Genomic DNA, 16,858 nt, shown 5'->3' on the forward strand with positions numbered 1-16,858 from the left:
ATGAGCCGGGGCCCGCGGTTCGCAGGGCGAACCGTGGGGAGCTAAGCGCGAATGCGCTTAGCTCGAACACCACTCACATTCACTGATATCGATATCGTTGGAACGCACGTAGTACGTGGTCTTCAAGCCTTCACGCCAAGCGGTCATGTGCAGATCCAGCAACGTGCTCGCACGGATGGTGCTGGGCACATAGAAGTTGAAGCTGATCGACTGGTCGATGTGGCGCTGGCGACGCGCGTTCTGGCGCACGCTGGCGAACTGGTCGACCTTGTAGGCGCCCTTTTCGTAGTACGGCCAGGTGTCCAGCGACAGGCCGGGCGCGGCCACGGGGCGACGGAAGTCCTTCTTTTCTTCGTAGTAGAACGCGCTGTAGATCGGGTCGATCGACGCGGTGGAACCTGCGATCTGCGCGGTGCTCATGTTCGGCGCCACGGCCAGCATCCAGGCGTTACGCACGCCGTTGACCGCCACCTGCGCGGACAGCTCCAGCCACTGCGGGCTGTTGTAATCGCGCGCACGGAAGTACTCGCCGGTGTGCCAGTCGCTGCCGCGGAACACGCTGTAGGTGCCCTTTTCCTTGGCCAACTCCATGCTCGCCTGGACGGTCAGGTAGTTGATGCGCTCGTACAGCTCGTCGCTGTAGTCCTCGGCTTCCTTGGCATTCCAGTGGATCGCCTTCTGCGCGAGCAGGTGATGCCAGCCGAAGGTGCCCAGGCCGATGGCGCGGTACTTCTGGTTGGTGATGGTGGCCTGCGGCACCGGCAACTGGTTCAGATCGATCACGTTGTCGAGCATGCGCACCTGGATCGGGATCAACCGCTCCAGCACGTCGGCACCCAGCAGATCGGCCTGGTCGGCCTGCACGGTGATCGCGCGGCCCAGGTTGATCGAGGACAGGTTGCACACGACGAAGTCGCCGGCCTTCTTGGTGGTGACGATCTGATTGCCGCTGATGATTTCCTGCATCATCCGCGTGGGGCTCATGTTCTGCAGGATCTCGGTGCACAGGTTGGACGAATAGACCATGCCCTCGTGCTTGTTCGGATTCTTGCGATTGACTTCATCGCGGTAGAACATGAACGGGTTGCCGGTTTCCAGCTGGCTGACCATGATCCGCTTGAAGATCTCGATCGCCTTGACGGTCTTGCGGGTGATGCGCTCGTCGGCAACCACTTCCTCGTACTTCTTGCGGAAGCTGCTGTTGGCGTCGCCCTTCTTCTCGTCATAGAAGTCCTGCAGGTACCAGCCCTTGATGCGCTTGACTTCATGCGGATCGAACAGGTACCAGTCGCCGCGGCGCTCGACCGCTTCCATGAACAGGTCCGGGATGCACACCGAGGTGAACACGTCGTGCGCGCGCAGACGCTGGTCGCCGTTGTTCAGGCGCAGATCCAGGAACGATTCGATGTCGCGGTGGAAAATGTCCAGGTAGACCGCGATGGCGCCCTTGCGCTGGCCCAGCTGATCCACCGACACGGCGGTGTTGTTGAGCTGCTTGATCCACGGCACCACGCCGCCGGACGAGTTGGACACACCGCGGATCGCCGAGCCCGACGAACGCACATAGCCCAGGTACGCGCCCACGCCGCCGCCGTGCTTGGACACGCGCGCCACGTCGGTGTTGGAGTCGTAGATGCCCTGCAGGCTGTCGTCGACGGTGTCGATGAAGCAGCTCGACAGCTGCCCGCCGACCTTGCCGGCATTGGCCAGCGTCGGGGTTGCCACGGTCATGTACAGGTTGGACAGCGCCCAGTAGGCCTCGCCCACCAGCTGCATGCGGCGCTCGCGCGGCTTCTCGTCCTGCATCAGGTACAGGGCGATGGTCAGCCAGCGCTCCTGCGGCAGCTCGAACACGCCGCGCGAGTTGTCGGTGGCCAGGTAACGGGTGGCCAGCAGGTACAGGCCGTTGTAGGCGAACAGCGTGTCGCGCTCGGGCGCAATCATCTTGCCCGCCTCGATGAGCTCTTCCTTGGAATAGCTCTTGAGGATGTCGTTGGAATAGACGTTACGGTCGGCCAGGCTTTCCTGCAGGCCCACGAACGAGCCGTACTTCTGGCCGGCGTCGTAGAAGCGGTTGCGGCTGGCGCGCTTGTACAGGCGGCGCAGGTACAGACGCGCAGCGAAGTGCTCCCACTCCGGGGTGGTCAGATCGACGCGGGCCTCGGCCTCGCGGATCAGGTGGTCGACCAGGTCGTCGGCGTTGACACTGTCCTTGCGCTCGACGAAGCCGAACACCGAGCGCTTGTAGTCGCCCACGTCCAGCTGCGGGAATTCGGCATGGATCTGGTCGATGGCGCGCTCCAGGCGCGCCGGCTCGAACGGGATCTTGCGGTTGCCGGCTTCCTTGGTGATCCAGGTGGAAACGGTTTGTTCTTCGATGGTCTGTGCGTGCATTGCAATGGCTTGGCGGGGGGGCGGCACGACGTCCGACGGGTCACTCAACTCCGGGTGTGCGGGGCTGGGCACGGTCACACTGGCGGGAGCGCTGGTGGGTGCAAGGGTACCGGCGGCGATCGCGGCAAGGGTGTCGTTGGTGGTCATGCGTCCTCCATGCGTAGGCACACGGACCCGCCTGGGGACGGGGTGCGGCCGGATCCGGATTCCCTGGACAGCGATGGCGGTGCAAGGCGCGCAGCACGCAAGACTTGTGGTCCGCGGCTACATCGCCCTCACCCGCCATCTCCTCACCGGAGATTCCACGGCCGCCACCGCGCGGTGTGCTGTCGCGTGGTGGTCGGTGGCGAAACAACCGCAGCGCACCGGCCCCACGCAGTTCGCTCCACGGCACTGCCCTGGATGACTGAATGAAACCGATTGCGGCTGCGGCGAGGAGGCTCATCAATCGCAGGATGCCCGCTGATTGTGCTCTTTCAGGTCCGGCCGCTTGGGGCGGCCAACCACCGACTCCCCCAAGATAGTGGGGTGCTCCCGAGGGGTCAACACATAATGTGGGAAAAACCCGCAAACCCTTGTGGCGCAAAGCGTCGTCTGACGAACGGTCGTTTCGGCGCGCCCAACTGCCCAATCCGAGTGCGCAGTCAAGGCCTGGAGCGGCGTTTTTGCCGACTGGTTGGGTTCGGTTAGGTCAGCTGCGGCACAGGCCGATGCTGAAGCTGGTCACAGTTGGGTGCGGCTGTGTCAGGCGTCACCGCAGGCTTGGCGCGACTGCTCTGGCCCCGGCAGCCACTGCTGCATCCATGGTGGGAAGCGGACTTCTCCCGGGCGTTGCGGTCGAGGGCGCGGTGCCCTCGCCGCTCGCGGGACACGCCGTGAACCCCTCCCTGGGGGCTCGGTGGCGGCATCCATGCCGCCACACGGTCCCGCAAGCGGCGAGGACACCGCACCAGAGGGTTGGTCGGTCGCTTCTTTTATGAAAGCCATGCACACCTACGTTCTCGACTGGTCCTTGCCCGCCCACCGCCGCGGGACCTTACGCGGCATGGATGCCGCGTAAGCGCTTACAAGGACGTACTTGCAGCGTGTCCCGCGATGGTGGGCGGGCAAGGGCTCTGCAGCCAAGCCACAGAAGGAGCGGCGCCGGTCCGTCAGCAGCACCCATCCGACAGCCACGAAGGCGCTCCGTAGCCGCTCTTAAGCGGAGCGCGGCCCGTGGCGGGATCAGATCTCGGTCGGGCCGATGTGATGGCGCTTGCGGTAGCGGATCGACGACCACACCGAGGCGGCGATGAAGGCCACGCCGATCAGGCCGGTCAGCACTTCCGGCACGTGGTAGACGGTACCCACCAGCATGATGATCGCCAGCACGCCGATGGCGTAATGCGCGCCGTGCTCCAGGAACACGAACTCGTCCAGGGTGCCCTTGTGCACCAGGTAGACGGTCATCGAGCGCACGAACATCGCGCCGATCGCCAGGCCCAGCATGATGATCACCACGTCGCGGGTGATGGCGAAGGCGCCGATCACGCCGTCGAACGAGAACGAGGCGTCCAGCACTTCCAGGTACAGGAAGGCGGCAATGCCCGAGCGCTTGGCCGGGCCCATGCTGCCGTCTTCGCTCTCTTCGGCCTCGAACAAGGCATCCACGCTACCCACCAGCAGATACAGCAGGATGCCGCCCAGCCCGGCGAACAGCACGCTCTGGAACACCGCATCGGGCAGGAACAGCTTGGTGCCCAGCAGCACCGACACCGCCACGATCACCGACATTGCATCGGCCTTGCCCAGCTTGCCGACCAGCCGCTCCACCGGCCCGAGCCAGTGCAGCTTGCGGTCCTGGTCGAACAGGAAGTTCAAAAACACCAGCAGCAGGAACATGCCACCGAAGGCGGCGATGGACGGGTAGTGGTCGGTCAGCACCTGGCTGTAGCGGTCCGGCTCCTTCAGCGCCATCTGCATCACCGGCACCAGGCCCATGCCGGTGGCCACCGACACGATCACGATCGGGAACACCAGGCGCATGCCGAACACGGCGATCAGGATGCCCACGGTGAGGAACAGCTTCCGCCAGAACTCGTTCATGTGCTTGAGCACACCGGCGTTGACCACCGCGTTGTCGAACGACAGCGACACCTCCAGCACGCTCAGCACCAGGCACAGCCATAACGCCTGCCAGATGCCCATCGACGAGGTGTGACCCCACCAGGCGGCCAGGCCCAGGCAGATCGCAGTGACCAAAAACGACATTCTGAAATCGCGAAACATTGACACTCCCAGGCGGGCCGAGACGACAGCCGGACGGCGACACCAGGGCAAGGCCTGGCCGGTCCGGCATGCGGTGGAGGATGGGGGACCGCGGCGTGACGGGGAGTCAGGCCGGGCGTGGCTCGCCCATTATAGGGAGTGTCACCGCCATCAGGGTCGGGTCGTCCGGATCCGGGCGCACGCCGAAGCCCAGGCTCTGGCACATCGCCAGCATGGTGCGGTTCTCGCGCAGCACCTGGCCTTCGATCAGTTTCAGGCCCAGCCAGCGCGCGTACTCGATCATGATGCGCATCAGCTGCCAGCCGATGCCGTGGCCCTTGAGGTCGGAGCGGATCAGGATGCCGTATTCGCCGCGCGCGTAATCGGCGTCAGCATGCAGGCGCACCGCGCCGAGCATGTCGCCGGTCTTGGGGTCGATGGCCACCAACGCGATGGAGCGTGCGTAGTCGAGCTGGGTCAGCCGCGCGATGAATTCGTGGCTGAAATGCTTGACCGACTGGAAGAAGCGCAGCCGCAGGTCTTCGACGGTGACCCGGGCGAAGAACGCGCGGAACAGGGCGTCGTCCTCGGGCCGCACCGGGCGCACCAGCGCGTGCGCGCCATCGCCCAGCGCGATGCGGCGCTCCCATTCCTTGGGGTACGGGAAGATCGCAAACCGCGGATGGCCACGGCCCTTGTGCAGCTTGCGCACCGGCGCCACCGCCACGCGCGCATCCAGCGCAATCACGCCCTCGCGGTCGGCCAGCAGCGGGTTGATGTCCAGCGCGGTGATTTCGGGGATGTCGGCGGCCAGCTGCGCCAGCTTGACCAGCACCAGCGCCACCGCGCGCTCGTCGGCGGCCGGCACATCGCGATAGGCCTTGAGGATGCGCGAAACGCGGGTGCGGCCAATCAGTTCGTGGGCCAGGCGCAGGTCCAGCGGCGGCAGCGCCAGCTCGCGGTCGTTGATCACCTCCACCGCGGTGCCGCCACGGCCGAACACGATGGCCGGGCCGAACACCGGGTCATCGGCAATGCCGGCGATCAGCTCGCGCGCCTTGGGCCGCAGCACGGTGGGCTGCACGATCACGCCCTCGATCAGCGCATTGGGGTGCGCGGCGCGGGCACGCGCCAGGATGCCGGCCGCCGCCTCCCGCACCGCCGCCACGCTGGACAGATTCAGGCGCACGCCGTCCACGTCCGACTTGTGTGCGATCTCGCTGGAAAGCACCTTCAAAGTGACTGTGCGCCCCATTGCCAGCAACGGGTCGGCCAGCAGCGCGGCCTCGTTGGCGGTGGCGGCCACCTGCACCGGCACGATCGGGATGCCGTAGGCGGCCAGCAGGCGGTTGGTTGCGACCGGATCCAGCCAGCGCCGGCCGGCGGCCAGCGCTTCGTTGACCACCGCTCGGCCGATGCCGGCATCGACCACGAAATCTTCCGGCAGGCTGGGCGGGGTCTCCATCAAGGCGGCCTGCGCCTCGCGGTAGCGCACCAGGTGGGTGAAGCCGCGCACCGCGTCCGACTCGGTGGCGTAGGTGGGCACGCGTGCAGCGTTGAGCGCGGCGATCGCCGCGTCGTCCTGGCCCAGCCACACCGCAAACACCGGTTTCTCGCGCTGGTAGCGGCTGCGCTGCTCCAGCGCGCGTGTCAGTGCCTTGGCCGCATCGGCCGAGGAGGTGAAGGCGGTGGGCACGTTGACCACCAGCAGCGCGTCGTTCTCCGGATCGTCCAGCAACGCTTCGATCGCGGCCGCATAGCGCTCGCCATCGGCGTCGACAATGATGTCCACCGGATTGCTGCGCGACCAGCCTTCAGGAAGCGATTGATCCAGCCGCTCCAGCGTCTTGGCCGACAACTCGGCCAGGGTGCCGCCGCGCAGCAACAGCTGGTCCATTGCCAACTGCCCCACCCCGCCGCCATTGCTCAAGATCGCCAGCCGACGGCCCGGAAAACTACCCAGGCGGCCCAGCGTTTCGGCCGCGGCGAACAGTTCGTCCAGCGCCCCCACCCGCAACAGCCCGGCCCGCGCGAAGGCCGCGCCATACACCGCATCCGAGCCGGCCAGCGCCTGCGCGTGGGTGTCGGCATTGGGATCAATGCGGAACTGCCGCCCGGACTTGACCACCACCACCGGCTTGGCGCGCGCGGCGGCACGCGCCGCCGACATGAACTTGCGCGCATCGCCGATGCGTTCGACATACAGCAGGATCGCGCGGGTGCGGTAGTCGGTGGCGAAGTAATCCAGCAGATCGCCGAAATCCACGTCCAGCGTGTCGCCCAGCGAGACCACCGCCGAAAACCCGACCGAGCGCGCCACGCCCCACTCCACCAGCGCTGCGGCAATGGCGCTGGATTCGGAGATCAGCGCCAGGTCGCCGGCCTGCGGGCAATGCGCGGCGATGCTGGCATTGAGCCGCGCATGCGGGGCGATCACGCCTAAACAGTGCGGGCCGAGAATGCGCATGCCCTTGGCCCGCGCCGCCGCTTCCACGCGTGCGGCCGGCGAGCCGGCACCACTGCCCAGGCCGGCAGTGAGAATGATCGCCGCTGCCACACCACGCCGCGCGGCGATGGAGACGATGCGCGGCACGATGCGCGCCGGCGCGGTGATCACCACCAGGTCCGGCACCCAGGGCAGGTCGGTCAACCGCGCCACCGTGCGCACGCCGTCGATTTCGGTATAGCGCGGGCTGACCCAGCCGATCTGCCCGGGAAACCCGGCCGCGCGCAGGTTGCGCACCACCGCGCGCCCGGCCGAGCGATCGCGCGGACTGCCGCCCACCACCGCGACGGTGGTGGGGCGGAACACCTGTTGCAGGTGATACGTACTCATCGTGCAGAAGATGCAGAAACCATCGCGCTACGGTACACGCAGTGGCGTGCGAGGGCACCGTTGCGGCCCGTGTGTGACCGTGCGTTGCTGTGGAGTGCGATGGAGTTGCTCCACTGCGTCATGGTCGTCGGACCTCTTGGCTGCAACGCATCGGACGCGGCAACGGCCTGCCCGTGCGCACGCAGCCGTGGCGGTGCGGGCAGCGCCGTTACTTCACAAATGTCGAGGTGCCCTGCCGGCAACGCGTCGCGCCGTAGGCCATCGTGTAACTTTCGTCGAAGCAGCGCAGCAGGCCATCCACCACTTCCAGATTGGGTGGCGAACGCGCCTTTCCTTTATCTCAGGACGGCCGGGCACGGCCCGCAAGATCATGGGCCTTCCTGCCCGTGTCCACGTCCCTGCCCGGCCTTGCAGCGAACCTTACAACAAGGTTCCGCTGAGAATCGCCGCGGCAATGCTGAAATAGATCACCAACCCGGTGACATCCACCAAGGTGGCCACGAACGGCGCCGAGGCACTGGCTGGATCGAAGCCGAAGCGTTGCAACACGAACGGCAGCATCGAGCCGGACAAGGAGCCGAAGGTGACGATGCCCACCAGTGCCGCGCCGATGGTGAGCGCCACCATCTGCCAGTGCGGGCCGTAGTCGTACAGGCCGGCGTTCTGCCAGATGGCGATGCGCACGATCGCCAGCACGCCCAGAATGGCGCCCAGCGTGAGCCCGGTGGGCAACTCGCGCAGCGCCACCTTCCACCAGTCGCGCAGGCGGATTTCGCGCAATGCCAGCGAGCGGATCAGCAGCGAGGTGGCCTGCGAGCCGGAGTTGCCGCCCGAGCTCATGATCAACGGAATGAACAAGGTCAGCACCACCGCCTTGGACAGCTCGTCCTCGAAATGCTGCATGGCGCTGGCGGTGAGCATTTCGCCCAGAAACAACACGCTCAGCCAGCCGGCGCGCTTCTTGATCATCTGCCCGAAGCCAATCTGCATGTACGGCTTGTCCAGCGCTTCCATGCCGCCGAACTTGTGCACGTCTTCGGTGGATTCGGCGATCAACGCATCCAGCACATCGTCGACGGTGACGATGCCCAGCACGTGGCCGCAGGCATCCACCACCGGGATCGCCAGCAGGTCATGGCGGCGGATCAGCCGCGCCACTTCTTCCTGATCCAGGGCCGGGTCCACGGTAACCGGCGGATTGACCTGTGCCACCTCCAGGATCGGTGCCTCGGCCGCGCCGGTGATCAACCGGCGCATGGTCACCACCTGCTGCAGCACACGCGTGTGTGGATCCAGCAGATAGATCGCATACACGGTCTCGCGGCTGCGCTCCACATCGCGGATGTGCTGCAAGGTGCGCCCCACCGTCCAGTCCGACGGCACCGCCACGAACTCGGTGGTCATCAGCGCACCGGCGGTGTTGGGCGGGTAGCGCATCAAGGCCTGGATCGACAGCCGCGCTTCGGCGCTGAGCCGCCACAACAGCGGCTCGCGTTGATCGGCGTCCAGGCCGTGGAAGATGTCGGTGGCGCGGTCGTCGGCCATCTGCCCGAGCAGCACGGCGGCATGCTCGGCCGGCAGCTGTGCAACCAGCGCACTGGCATCGCGCAGCTCGGGTTGTTCGAGCAGCTTCACCGCACGCGGCTGCGGCAACACCGCCAGCAGATGCGCGGCGGCGTCACGGTCGAGGGTGTTGAGATATTCCACCGCATCGGCCGTGTTGAGCTCGGCCAGGGGTGCGGTCAATGCATCGACGCCTTGGGCAAGGCGCAGGGTTTCGTTGTACATGGGGGTTCGCCTGGTGACGACCGTCGTCGATGACAGCCGGCGAACCTGAAGCCTCAGGCGCTCGTCAGCTGGGTCATCGACCCGGGTCTAGGGTGACTGTCGCTGGACATGAGAGTGAGCTCCGTAAGTGCGGCCGAGCGGATGCCCCGGTCGGTGCGCGGCGCAGTCTGCGCGCATGTGTCCGCCTGGTCAATGCCTCGCGTGCGGCGCGCTTAAGTGCGCGTTTGGCAGGGCAATCGCGTGCTGCATGCGGCCGGCGTTGTCACGCGTCGCGACGCTTGGCAGCGGCGTTTCGCCTGCAACAAAATTGCGACACGCACAGATCCTGCTACGGCGCGCACGCAGGCACGGGGCAGGCGCAGCGTTGCCATCGGTTGCCGTTGCATCCTGCACGTAGATGCGCATGCGCCGATCAGCCGCAGTGAACCGGCTGTCGCAAACCTGTGCTGTATGGCACGGCAATCGGTACAGTTCGCTTCCCGGCATCGCCGTTCCCGCACAGCGTTTGCGGGAGCCGCACCGGCCATCGCATACACGCCACTTCGCTGCTTTGCCAGGAACCTTTCATGCCGTCTTTCAAGTCGTTTTTGTTACACCGCGTCAGCCCCGTGTACCTATGCGTTGCCGCTGGCTGGGGCACGGCGGCGATGGCGCAGACCGTGTTGCCCGACGCCACGCCAGTGCACGCGCATGAAACCACCCAGCATGACGGGCACGAGTGGGGTTACACCGGCCCGGAAGGCGCCGAGCACTGGGCCGAACTGGCCAAGGAAAATGCGCTGTGCGGCAATGGGCAGCAGAACAGCCCCATCGATCTGAAGGACGCGATCGACGCCACGCTGGGCAAGCTGCAACTGGACTACAGCGCAGTGCCGCTGGTGGTGCGCAACACCGGCCACTCCATCCAGCTGGATCTGCACGCCGGCGGCACGATGCGGGTCGGCGGCAAGCAATACGATGCTCTGCAGCTGCATTTCCATCATCCCAGCGAGCACCTGTTGAATGGCCGGCGCTTCCCGATGGAGGCGCACATCGTGCACCAGGGCCCGGATGGAACGCTCGGCGTGCTGGCGATCTTCTTCGAGACCGGCAAGGCCAATCCGGCCTTCCAGCGCGTGCTCGACGCCATGCCGAACGACAAGAACCAGACCCGGCAGGTGGCCGATGCGGTCGTGCGCGCCAGCGATTTTCTGCCGCCCGCCACTCAGCGCAGCTTCTACCGCTACGAAGGCTCGCTGACCACCCCGCCCTGCAGCGAAACGGTGGACTGGGTGGTCTTGAGTCAGCCGGTGCAGGTGTCCAGGGAACAGATCAATGCGTTCGAGCGCGTGTACCCGTTCAACGCACGACCGCTGCAGCCGCTGGATCGTCGCTTCCTGCTCAAGAGCCACTGAGCCTGGCGCGAGCGCGTTGCCTCCATCGCAGCGCGCTGAGCACTGTGTTTGCTCCTAGCTCCGCGTCTGCTCGCTAAACCGACAGCCGACATCCGTTGTGCGTTGGCTGTCGGGTTGGCTGCCTGCCTTGCGTGGCATAGCGGAGATCAGCGCGTTGCACGCGTGCGGATCGCGCGCGGCGGCTTGCGTCGTCGTGCCGGGGTTTGGGGGACGGGCACACTCCGCTTCCACCGCACGTAACAAGAGCACTCGGCCGCCATTGTCTGAGGGCGAGGGTCGAGGCTCATGCGTGACGGCCGCCGCCAGCGGCCCCGGCACAGGCATGCAAGCCGGCTGCCTGCCTTGCGCGGCATAATGCGCACCTCAACGGAGAGTGCAACATGCATAGCGGCGGCCTCGAACTGGCCTTGGTCCTGATGCTGGCGGCGATCGTGGCCGTGCCGGTGTTCAAGCGCTTCGGCCTGGGGGCGGTGTTGGCCTACCTGGTCGCCGGTGTGGTGCTCGGGCCCGATGGCGTGGGCGTGGTGCAGGATGCCGAACGCATCAGCGGCGCGGCCGAGATCGGTGTGGTGATGCTGCTGTTCGTGATCGGGCTGGAGCTGTCGCCGGCGCGGCTGAAGGTGATGCGCCACTCGGTGTTCGGTGCCGGCACCACCCAGGTGGTGATGACCGCGCTGATCCTGGGCGGCCTGCTGATGGCCGGGCAACTGGGCTGGAAAACCTCGCTCATCGTCGGCGTGGCGCTGGCGCTGTCGTCCACCGCGGTGGGGCTGCAGCTGCTGGCCGAACGCAAGGCGCTGGGCAGCGATTACGGACGACTGGCCTTCGCCATCCTGCTGTTCCAGGATCTGATCGCCATCCCGCTGCTGGCCGCCATTCCGCTGCTGGGCGGCAGCAAAAATGCCACGCTGGACTGGCAGGACGTGGCCAAGGCGCTGGTGGCGTTGACGCTGGTCATCCTGTGCGGCCGCTTCGTGCTGCGGCATCTGTTCAATGTGGTGGCGCGCACGCGCATGCCCGAGGTGTTCACCGCCAGCGCCTTGCTGGTGGTGCTGGGCACTGCCTGGATCATGCAGGAGGCCGGCCTGAGCGCTAGCCTGGGCGCCTTCATCGCCGGCGTGCTGCTGGCCGATTCGGAATTCCGCCACGAGCTCGAATCGCAGATCGAGCCATTCGAAGGCTTGCTGCTGGGGCTGTTCTTCATCTCGGTAGGCATGGGCATCGATCTGGACCGGGTGGTGTCCGAACCGGGGTTGATCGCCGCCGGCGTGGGCATCTTGCTGCTGGTCAAGTTCGCGCTGCTGGTGGGGATCGGCACGGTGGCGAAGCTGCCGCTGCGCAGCAGCCTGATGCTGGGCGGTGTGTTGTGGCTGGGCGGCGAATTCGCATTTGTAGTCTTCAACGAGGCTGATCGCGTGGGTCTGCTGGACGCCGCCAACCACGACCGCCTGGTCGCCATCGTGGGTGTGTCGATGGCGCTGACGCCGCTGTTGCTGCTCGGCATCCAGCGCGTGCTCAATGGCCCGCTACGCATCAAGGTGCCCAAATCCGAGCGCCCCTACGACACCATCGACACGCAGACGCCCAAGGTGCTGATCGCCGGCATGGGCCGCTTCGGCCAGGTGATCGCACGCCTGCTCACCGCGCGGCACGTGCCGTTCGTGGCGCTGGAACACAACCCGGACACGGTGGAGGATCTACGCCGCTTCGGCAGCCAGCTGTACTACGGCGACCCGACCCGCCCGGAGCTGCTGCGCGCCGCCGGTGCCGAGCGCATCAGGGTCTTTGTGATCGCGGTGGACGACCCGGACACCAACATCAAGACGGTGCGGCTGATCCGCCGCCTTTACCCGAACGCCACGGTGCTGGCGCGTGCGCGCAACCGCCAGCACGCCTGGAAACTGATGGACCTGGGTGCCGAGCCGTTCCGTGAAGTGTTCGCCTCCAGCCTGGAGCTGGGCGGGCGCGTATTGACCTCGTTGGGGCTTGGCGAGGCCGACGCGCAGGAGCACGTCACACGCTTCCGCCACCACGACGAAGACCTGCTGCGCCGGCAGCATCTGGTCTACGACGACGAAGCCAAGGTGATCCAGACCTCGCGCGATGCACGCGAAGACCTGATGCATCTGTTCGAAGCCGACGTCAAGGCCGAAGTGGATCCGGAGCCTGCACCGGTCACGCCCGAGCGATAAGACACGCAAGGGCGCATGCGATCACGCGCGCTTGGTCGCAGTTGAGAGAAGCCCGTAGGAGCGCGCTTGCGCGCGATGAGGCTTTACCGGGGTCTATCGGTATAGACGTGTGAAAAACCGATGCTCCTGTTCCAGAGCAACATTCGAAAACAACCTCAATTCGCCATGGGTTCGCATCTCCCATGCACCCCAGCCGCACACACGTAGGAGCGCGCTCGCGCGCGATGCGGCGTTACCGGATATCTGTCGGTCCATACGCACGAAAGATGATCCCTCTGTTCCAGAGCACCTTCAAAGAAAACATCAAAGCCTCAGCGGTCCCACAACGCCTGTTGATAGTCACATCAACGTAGGAGCGCGCTTGCGCGCGATGGGGCGTTCCCGATAAAGCCTCATCGCGCGCAAGCGCGCTCCTACGCAATCTTCTCCCGTCTCTACGAAGCGCTCTTCTTGACGGCTTTGGTTGCCGGCTTCGTCGCCTTTTTGGTGGCGCGCTTGGTGACCGCCTTGGTGGTCGCCTTACTCGGCGACGCCGCCGCTGCAGATTTCCCGGCCGCCGCAGCGCTGCGCTTGGCAGGCGCCTTGGCGACTTTTTTCGCAGCCTTTTTGACCGCCTTCTTGGCGCTCTTCTTCGCCGGTGCCGCAGCACCCGCACGTGCCTCAGGCGGGCGCCGCGGCGGCGGTTTGCGGCCCGGCGTGAGCGCACGCCAGGCGTGCCCGCCGTTCATCGCCAGCAACGCATCGGCCGCCGACGGGCCGGCACTGCCAGCCGCGTAATTGGGAAAGTCACTGGGCGGTTGTTTCCACGCATCCAGGATCGGCTGCACGATGCGCCACGCGCCTTCCACCATCGCTGCATCCTGGAACAGACCGGCCTCGCCATTCATGCAGTCCTGCAGCAAGCGCTCGTAGCCAACGGTGTATTCCTTCGGGAACCAGTCGCGGTAGCGGAAGTCCATCCGCACCGGCGCCAACGCCACTTGCGCGCCCGGGCGCTTGACGTCGAACTGCAGCGAGATGCCTTCGTCGGGCTGGATATGCAGCACCAGCCAGTCGGGGCCGTAGCCGCCCACTTCGGTGCTACGAAATGGCGCCAGCGGTGCGGGCTTGAAGCGGATCGCAATCTCGGTGGTGCGTTCGCGCAGGCGCTTGCCGGTGCGCAGATAGAACGGCACGCCGGCCCAGCGCCAGGTGTCGACCTGCAACTTCATCGCCACGAAGGTTTCGGTTTCCGACTCGTCCGGTACCGTGTCTTCCTCGCGGTATCCCGGCACGGCGCTGCGATTGACCGCACCGGACGCGTACTGCCCACGCACCACGTCTTCGGGTTTGATCGGGCGCACCGCTTCGATCACTTCGGCGCGGCGGCGATGCATCGCCTCGGTGGTGAACGCGGCCGGCGGCTCCATCGCAATCATCGCCAGCAGCTGGAACAGATGGTTGGGCACCATGTCGCGCAGGCAGCCGGTGGGATCGTAGAAACGCCCGCGCCCTTCCACACCGATGGTTTCGGCGGCAGTGATCTGCACATGGTCGATCCGGTCGCGGTTCCACACCGGCTCGAACAGGCCATTGGCAAAGCGGAACGCCAGGATGTTCTGCACGGTTTCCTTGCCCAGGAAATGGTCGATGCGGAACACCTGGTCTTCGTGCAGCACGCGCGCAACTGTGGCATTGAGATGCTTTGCGCTGGGCAGGTCGTGGCCGAACGGTTTTTCCACGATCACCCGGCGCCAGCCAGCGCCCTCGTGCTGCTTGACCAGCCCGGCCTCACCCAGATTCAGCAACACCGGCTCGAAAAAGCGCGCGGCGGTGGCCAGATAGAACAGCACATTGCCGCGGGTGCCATAGCGCTTGTGCAGTTTTTCCAGCACGCCGTCCAGCGCCTGGTAGGCACGCAGGTCGGTGAAGTCGCCGCGCACGTAATGCATGCGCTCGCGCAACCAGTCCCAGGTATCGGTATCGAATCCATCGGCCTGGAACTCGGCATCGCGGCTGCTCAGCAGCTCGGTCATCGCCTTGCCCATGTTGGTGCGCCAGGCACGCTCGGTGATGTCGCCATGGTCCATGCCGACAATGGCGAATTCATCGCCAAGTGCACCGGCGCGGCGCAGGTTGTATAGCGCCGGCATCACCAGGCGCCGGGTCAGGTCACCGCGCGCACCGAACACCACGATGATGCACGGCGGGGTGGTCACTTGCTCACTCATGGATGCGTCTCCTTCTCGCCCATGCGTCCATGCAGGCGCAATGCCGCATTGACCAGGGCCACGTGGGAATACCCTTGCGGGAAGTTGCCAAGCATGCGTTTTCCGCGCGGGTCGTACTCTTCGGCGAGCAGGCCCACGTCGTTGCACAGCCCGAGCAGGCGCTCGAGCAATGCGCGCGCCTGCTCGGTGCGGCCGAGCAAGGCGTAGTTTTCCACCAGCCAGAAACTGCAGGCGATGAAGGTGCCCTCGCCGGCCGGCAGGCCATCGGCACTGTCGTCGGCGCGATAGCGTTCGACCAGGCCATCGATGGTGAGATCGCGCGCGATGGCGTCGGCGGTGGCGGCAATGCGCGGATCATCCGGCGGCAGGAAGCCGACGATGGGAATCAGTAATAACGAGGCATCCAGCCGATCCGAGCCGTAGCTCTGCACGAAATATCCATCCGGGTGCACGCCTTTTTCCAGTACCTCGGTGCGGATCTGCTCGGCGATGCGGCCCCAATGCGCGCGTTTTTCGGCGCTGGCATTGGTGATGCCGTCGCGGCAGCCGCAATCGAAGGCCAGCCATGCCATGACCTTGGAATGCACGAAGTGGCGGCGCTCGTCGCGCACTTCCCAGATGCCTTCGTCGGGCGTGCGCCACAGGTCTTCGAGCATTTCCAAGAAATGCTCCAGCAGCGAGGCCGAAGAACCGTCGTCATCGGCCGGCGGCGGGACGCCTTTTTCGCGCGCGTAGTGAAACGCGCCGATCAATTCGCCGTAGACGTCGAGCTGAAACTGGTCCACCGCGCCGTTGCCAATCCGCACCGGCGCCGAGCCTTCGTAGCCAGGCAACCAATGCGCTTCCCACTCCTGCAAGCGACGCTCGCCGGCGATGCCGTATAGCGCCTGCAGCTGATCCGGCGAACCGGCGATGGCCCGTTGCACCCAGTCGCGAAATGCCGAGGCTTCATCGCGGTAGCCGGCCTGCAACAACGCGATCAGGGTGAACACCGAATCGCGCAGCCAGCAATAGCGGTAATCCCAGTTACGCGTGCCGCCCAGGTGTTCGGGCAGCGAGGCGGTGGGCGCGGCGACAATGCCGCCGGTGGGCAGATAACTCAGCCCCTTCAGCACCACCAGCGATCGCTTCACCTGCTGCGTCCACGGCCCCACATCGGTGCACCGCCGCGCCCAGCCGTGCCAGAACGCGGTGGTGCGCTGCAGGGCTTCATCCGGGTCGATGGCCGGCGGCACGGTCTGGTGCGACAGGCCGTGACTGAGCAGAAACCAGGTGCTTTCGCCCTCGCGCAGGGTGAAGTCGGTTTCGGTGCCCAGGTCCTTGCCTTGCAGCGTCTGCGGCGTGCGCAGGGCCAGCTGATCCGGACCGGCAATGGCGCGAATGCCGCCATCGATGCTGGTCACCCACGGCACCGTGCGGCCGTAATTGAAGCGGAAAGTCAGGCGCATGTGCATGGGCACTTCGCCCTGCACGCAGCGCACCATGCGCACCAGATGCTGATGCACCTCACCATCGTCGCTGGCCACCATGAAGTCGACCAGTTCCACCGTGCCGGTGTCGGTGATGAGCCGGGTGCGCAGCACCAGGCTGTCGTCTTCGTAGGCGCGCTCGCTGCGGAAATCGGCAGCTGGCGCCAGCGCCCATTGGCCGTGTTCCGGCGTGCCCAGCAGGGAGGCGAAGACTGCATCGGAATCGAAGCGTGGCAGGCACAGCCAGTCGATGGTGCCGCAGTGGTCGACCAGGGCCGCGCTGTGGCAATTGCCCAGCATGGCGTGGTCCTCGATACGGACGCTCATC

Annotated in this window: 8 protein-coding genes; 2 read left to right on the forward strand and 6 right to left on the reverse strand. The window is 65.9% G+C overall.

What is annotated here, in order from left to right; genetic code table 11:
* Positions 1–57 precede the first annotated feature (57 nt).
* The 4 genes from ACCQ09_RS20595 to mgtE form a co-directional block, all read right to left on the reverse strand.
* The gene (locus ACCQ09_RS20595; RefSeq protein ID WP_011039057.1) at positions 58–2,541 is read right to left on the reverse strand and encodes a ribonucleoside-diphosphate reductase subunit alpha; all 2,484 of its coding nucleotides are present in this window, start codon (positions 2,539–2,541) and stop codon (positions 58–60) included.
* 1,077 nt (positions 2,542–3,618) lie between these two features.
* Positions 3,619–4,662, reverse strand: coding sequence for a DUF475 domain-containing protein (locus tag ACCQ09_RS20600; protein WP_011039058.1), 1,044 nt, complete (start codon positions 4,660–4,662; stop codon positions 3,619–3,621).
* A 106-nt stretch (positions 4,663–4,768) separates the two neighbouring features.
* Positions 4,769–7,477 carry a bifunctional acetate--CoA ligase family protein/GNAT family N-acetyltransferase gene (locus ACCQ09_RS20605; protein ID WP_228428316.1) on the reverse strand — a complete coding sequence of 903 codons (2,709 nt, stop codon included), beginning with the start codon at positions 7,475–7,477 and terminating at the stop codon, positions 4,769–4,771.
* A 420-nt stretch (positions 7,478–7,897) separates the two neighbouring features.
* A complete protein-coding gene (mgtE, locus tag ACCQ09_RS20610; RefSeq protein WP_011039061.1) occupies positions 7,898–9,265 on the reverse strand; it encodes a magnesium transporter in 1,368 nt (455 codons plus the stop codon).
* A gap of 566 nt (positions 9,266–9,831) precedes the next feature.
* Between mgtE and ACCQ09_RS20615 the strand changes: the two genes are divergently transcribed.
* Both ACCQ09_RS20615 and ACCQ09_RS20620 read left to right on the forward strand, forming a co-directional pair.
* A complete protein-coding gene (locus tag ACCQ09_RS20615; RefSeq protein WP_228428317.1) occupies positions 9,832–10,659 on the forward strand; it encodes a carbonic anhydrase in 828 nt (275 codons plus the stop codon).
* Positions 10,660–11,039: 380 nt separating this feature from the next.
* On the forward strand, positions 11,040–12,851 hold the full coding sequence (locus tag ACCQ09_RS20620) for a monovalent cation:proton antiporter-2 (CPA2) family protein (protein ID WP_040942041.1): 1,812 nt from the start codon (positions 11,040–11,042) through the stop codon (positions 12,849–12,851).
* Between the two features lie 434 nt (positions 12,852–13,285).
* Here ACCQ09_RS20620 and zwf read toward each other — a convergent pair whose 3' ends face one another.
* Positions 13,286–15,061 (reverse strand): glucose-6-phosphate dehydrogenase, encoded by a 1,776-nt coding sequence (zwf, locus tag ACCQ09_RS20625; protein ID WP_228428318.1) that lies wholly within the window; start codon positions 15,059–15,061, stop codon positions 13,286–13,288.
* On the reverse strand, positions 15,058–16,857 hold the full coding sequence (locus ACCQ09_RS20630; RefSeq protein ID WP_228428319.1) for a glycoside hydrolase family 15 protein: 1,800 nt from the start codon (positions 16,855–16,857) through the stop codon (positions 15,058–15,060). Before ACCQ09_RS20630 ends, zwf begins: the two co-directional genes overlap by 4 nt.
* Position 16,858: the final 1 nt, after the last annotated feature.

It is taken from the genome of Xanthomonas sp. NCPPB 2586 (genome assembly GCF_041475775.2).
In the GTDB taxonomy this organism is placed as follows: Bacteria; Pseudomonadota; Gammaproteobacteria; order Xanthomonadales; family Xanthomonadaceae; genus Xanthomonas; species Xanthomonas campestris.

Excerpts from the sequence above, each read along its gene's own strand:
- ACCQ09_RS20595 (WP_011039057.1), bottom strand. The coding sequence starts at position 2,541 with ATGACCACCAACGACACCCTTGCCGCGATCGCCGCCGGTACCCTTGCA.
- ACCQ09_RS20600 (WP_011039058.1), bottom strand. The coding sequence starts at position 4,662 with ATGTTTCGCGATTTCAGAATGTCGTTTTTGGTCACTGCGATCTGCCTG.
- ACCQ09_RS20605 (WP_228428316.1), bottom strand. The coding sequence starts at position 7,477 with ATGAGTACGTATCACCTGCAACAGGTGTTCCGCCCCACCACCGTCGCG.
- mgtE (WP_011039061.1), bottom strand. The coding sequence starts at position 9,265 with ATGTACAACGAAACCCTGCGCCTTGCCCAAGGCGTCGATGCATTGACC.
- ACCQ09_RS20615 (WP_228428317.1), top strand. The coding sequence starts at position 9,832 with ATGCCGTCTTTCAAGTCGTTTTTGTTACACCGCGTCAGCCCCGTGTAC.
- ACCQ09_RS20620 (WP_040942041.1), top strand. The coding sequence starts at position 11,040 with ATGCATAGCGGCGGCCTCGAACTGGCCTTGGTCCTGATGCTGGCGGCG.
- zwf (WP_228428318.1), bottom strand. The coding sequence starts at position 15,061 with ATGAGTGAGCAAGTGACCACCCCGCCGTGCATCATCGTGGTGTTCGGT.
- ACCQ09_RS20630 (WP_228428319.1), bottom strand. The coding sequence starts at position 16,857 with ATGAGCGTCCGTATCGAGGACCACGCCATGCTGGGCAATTGCCACAGC.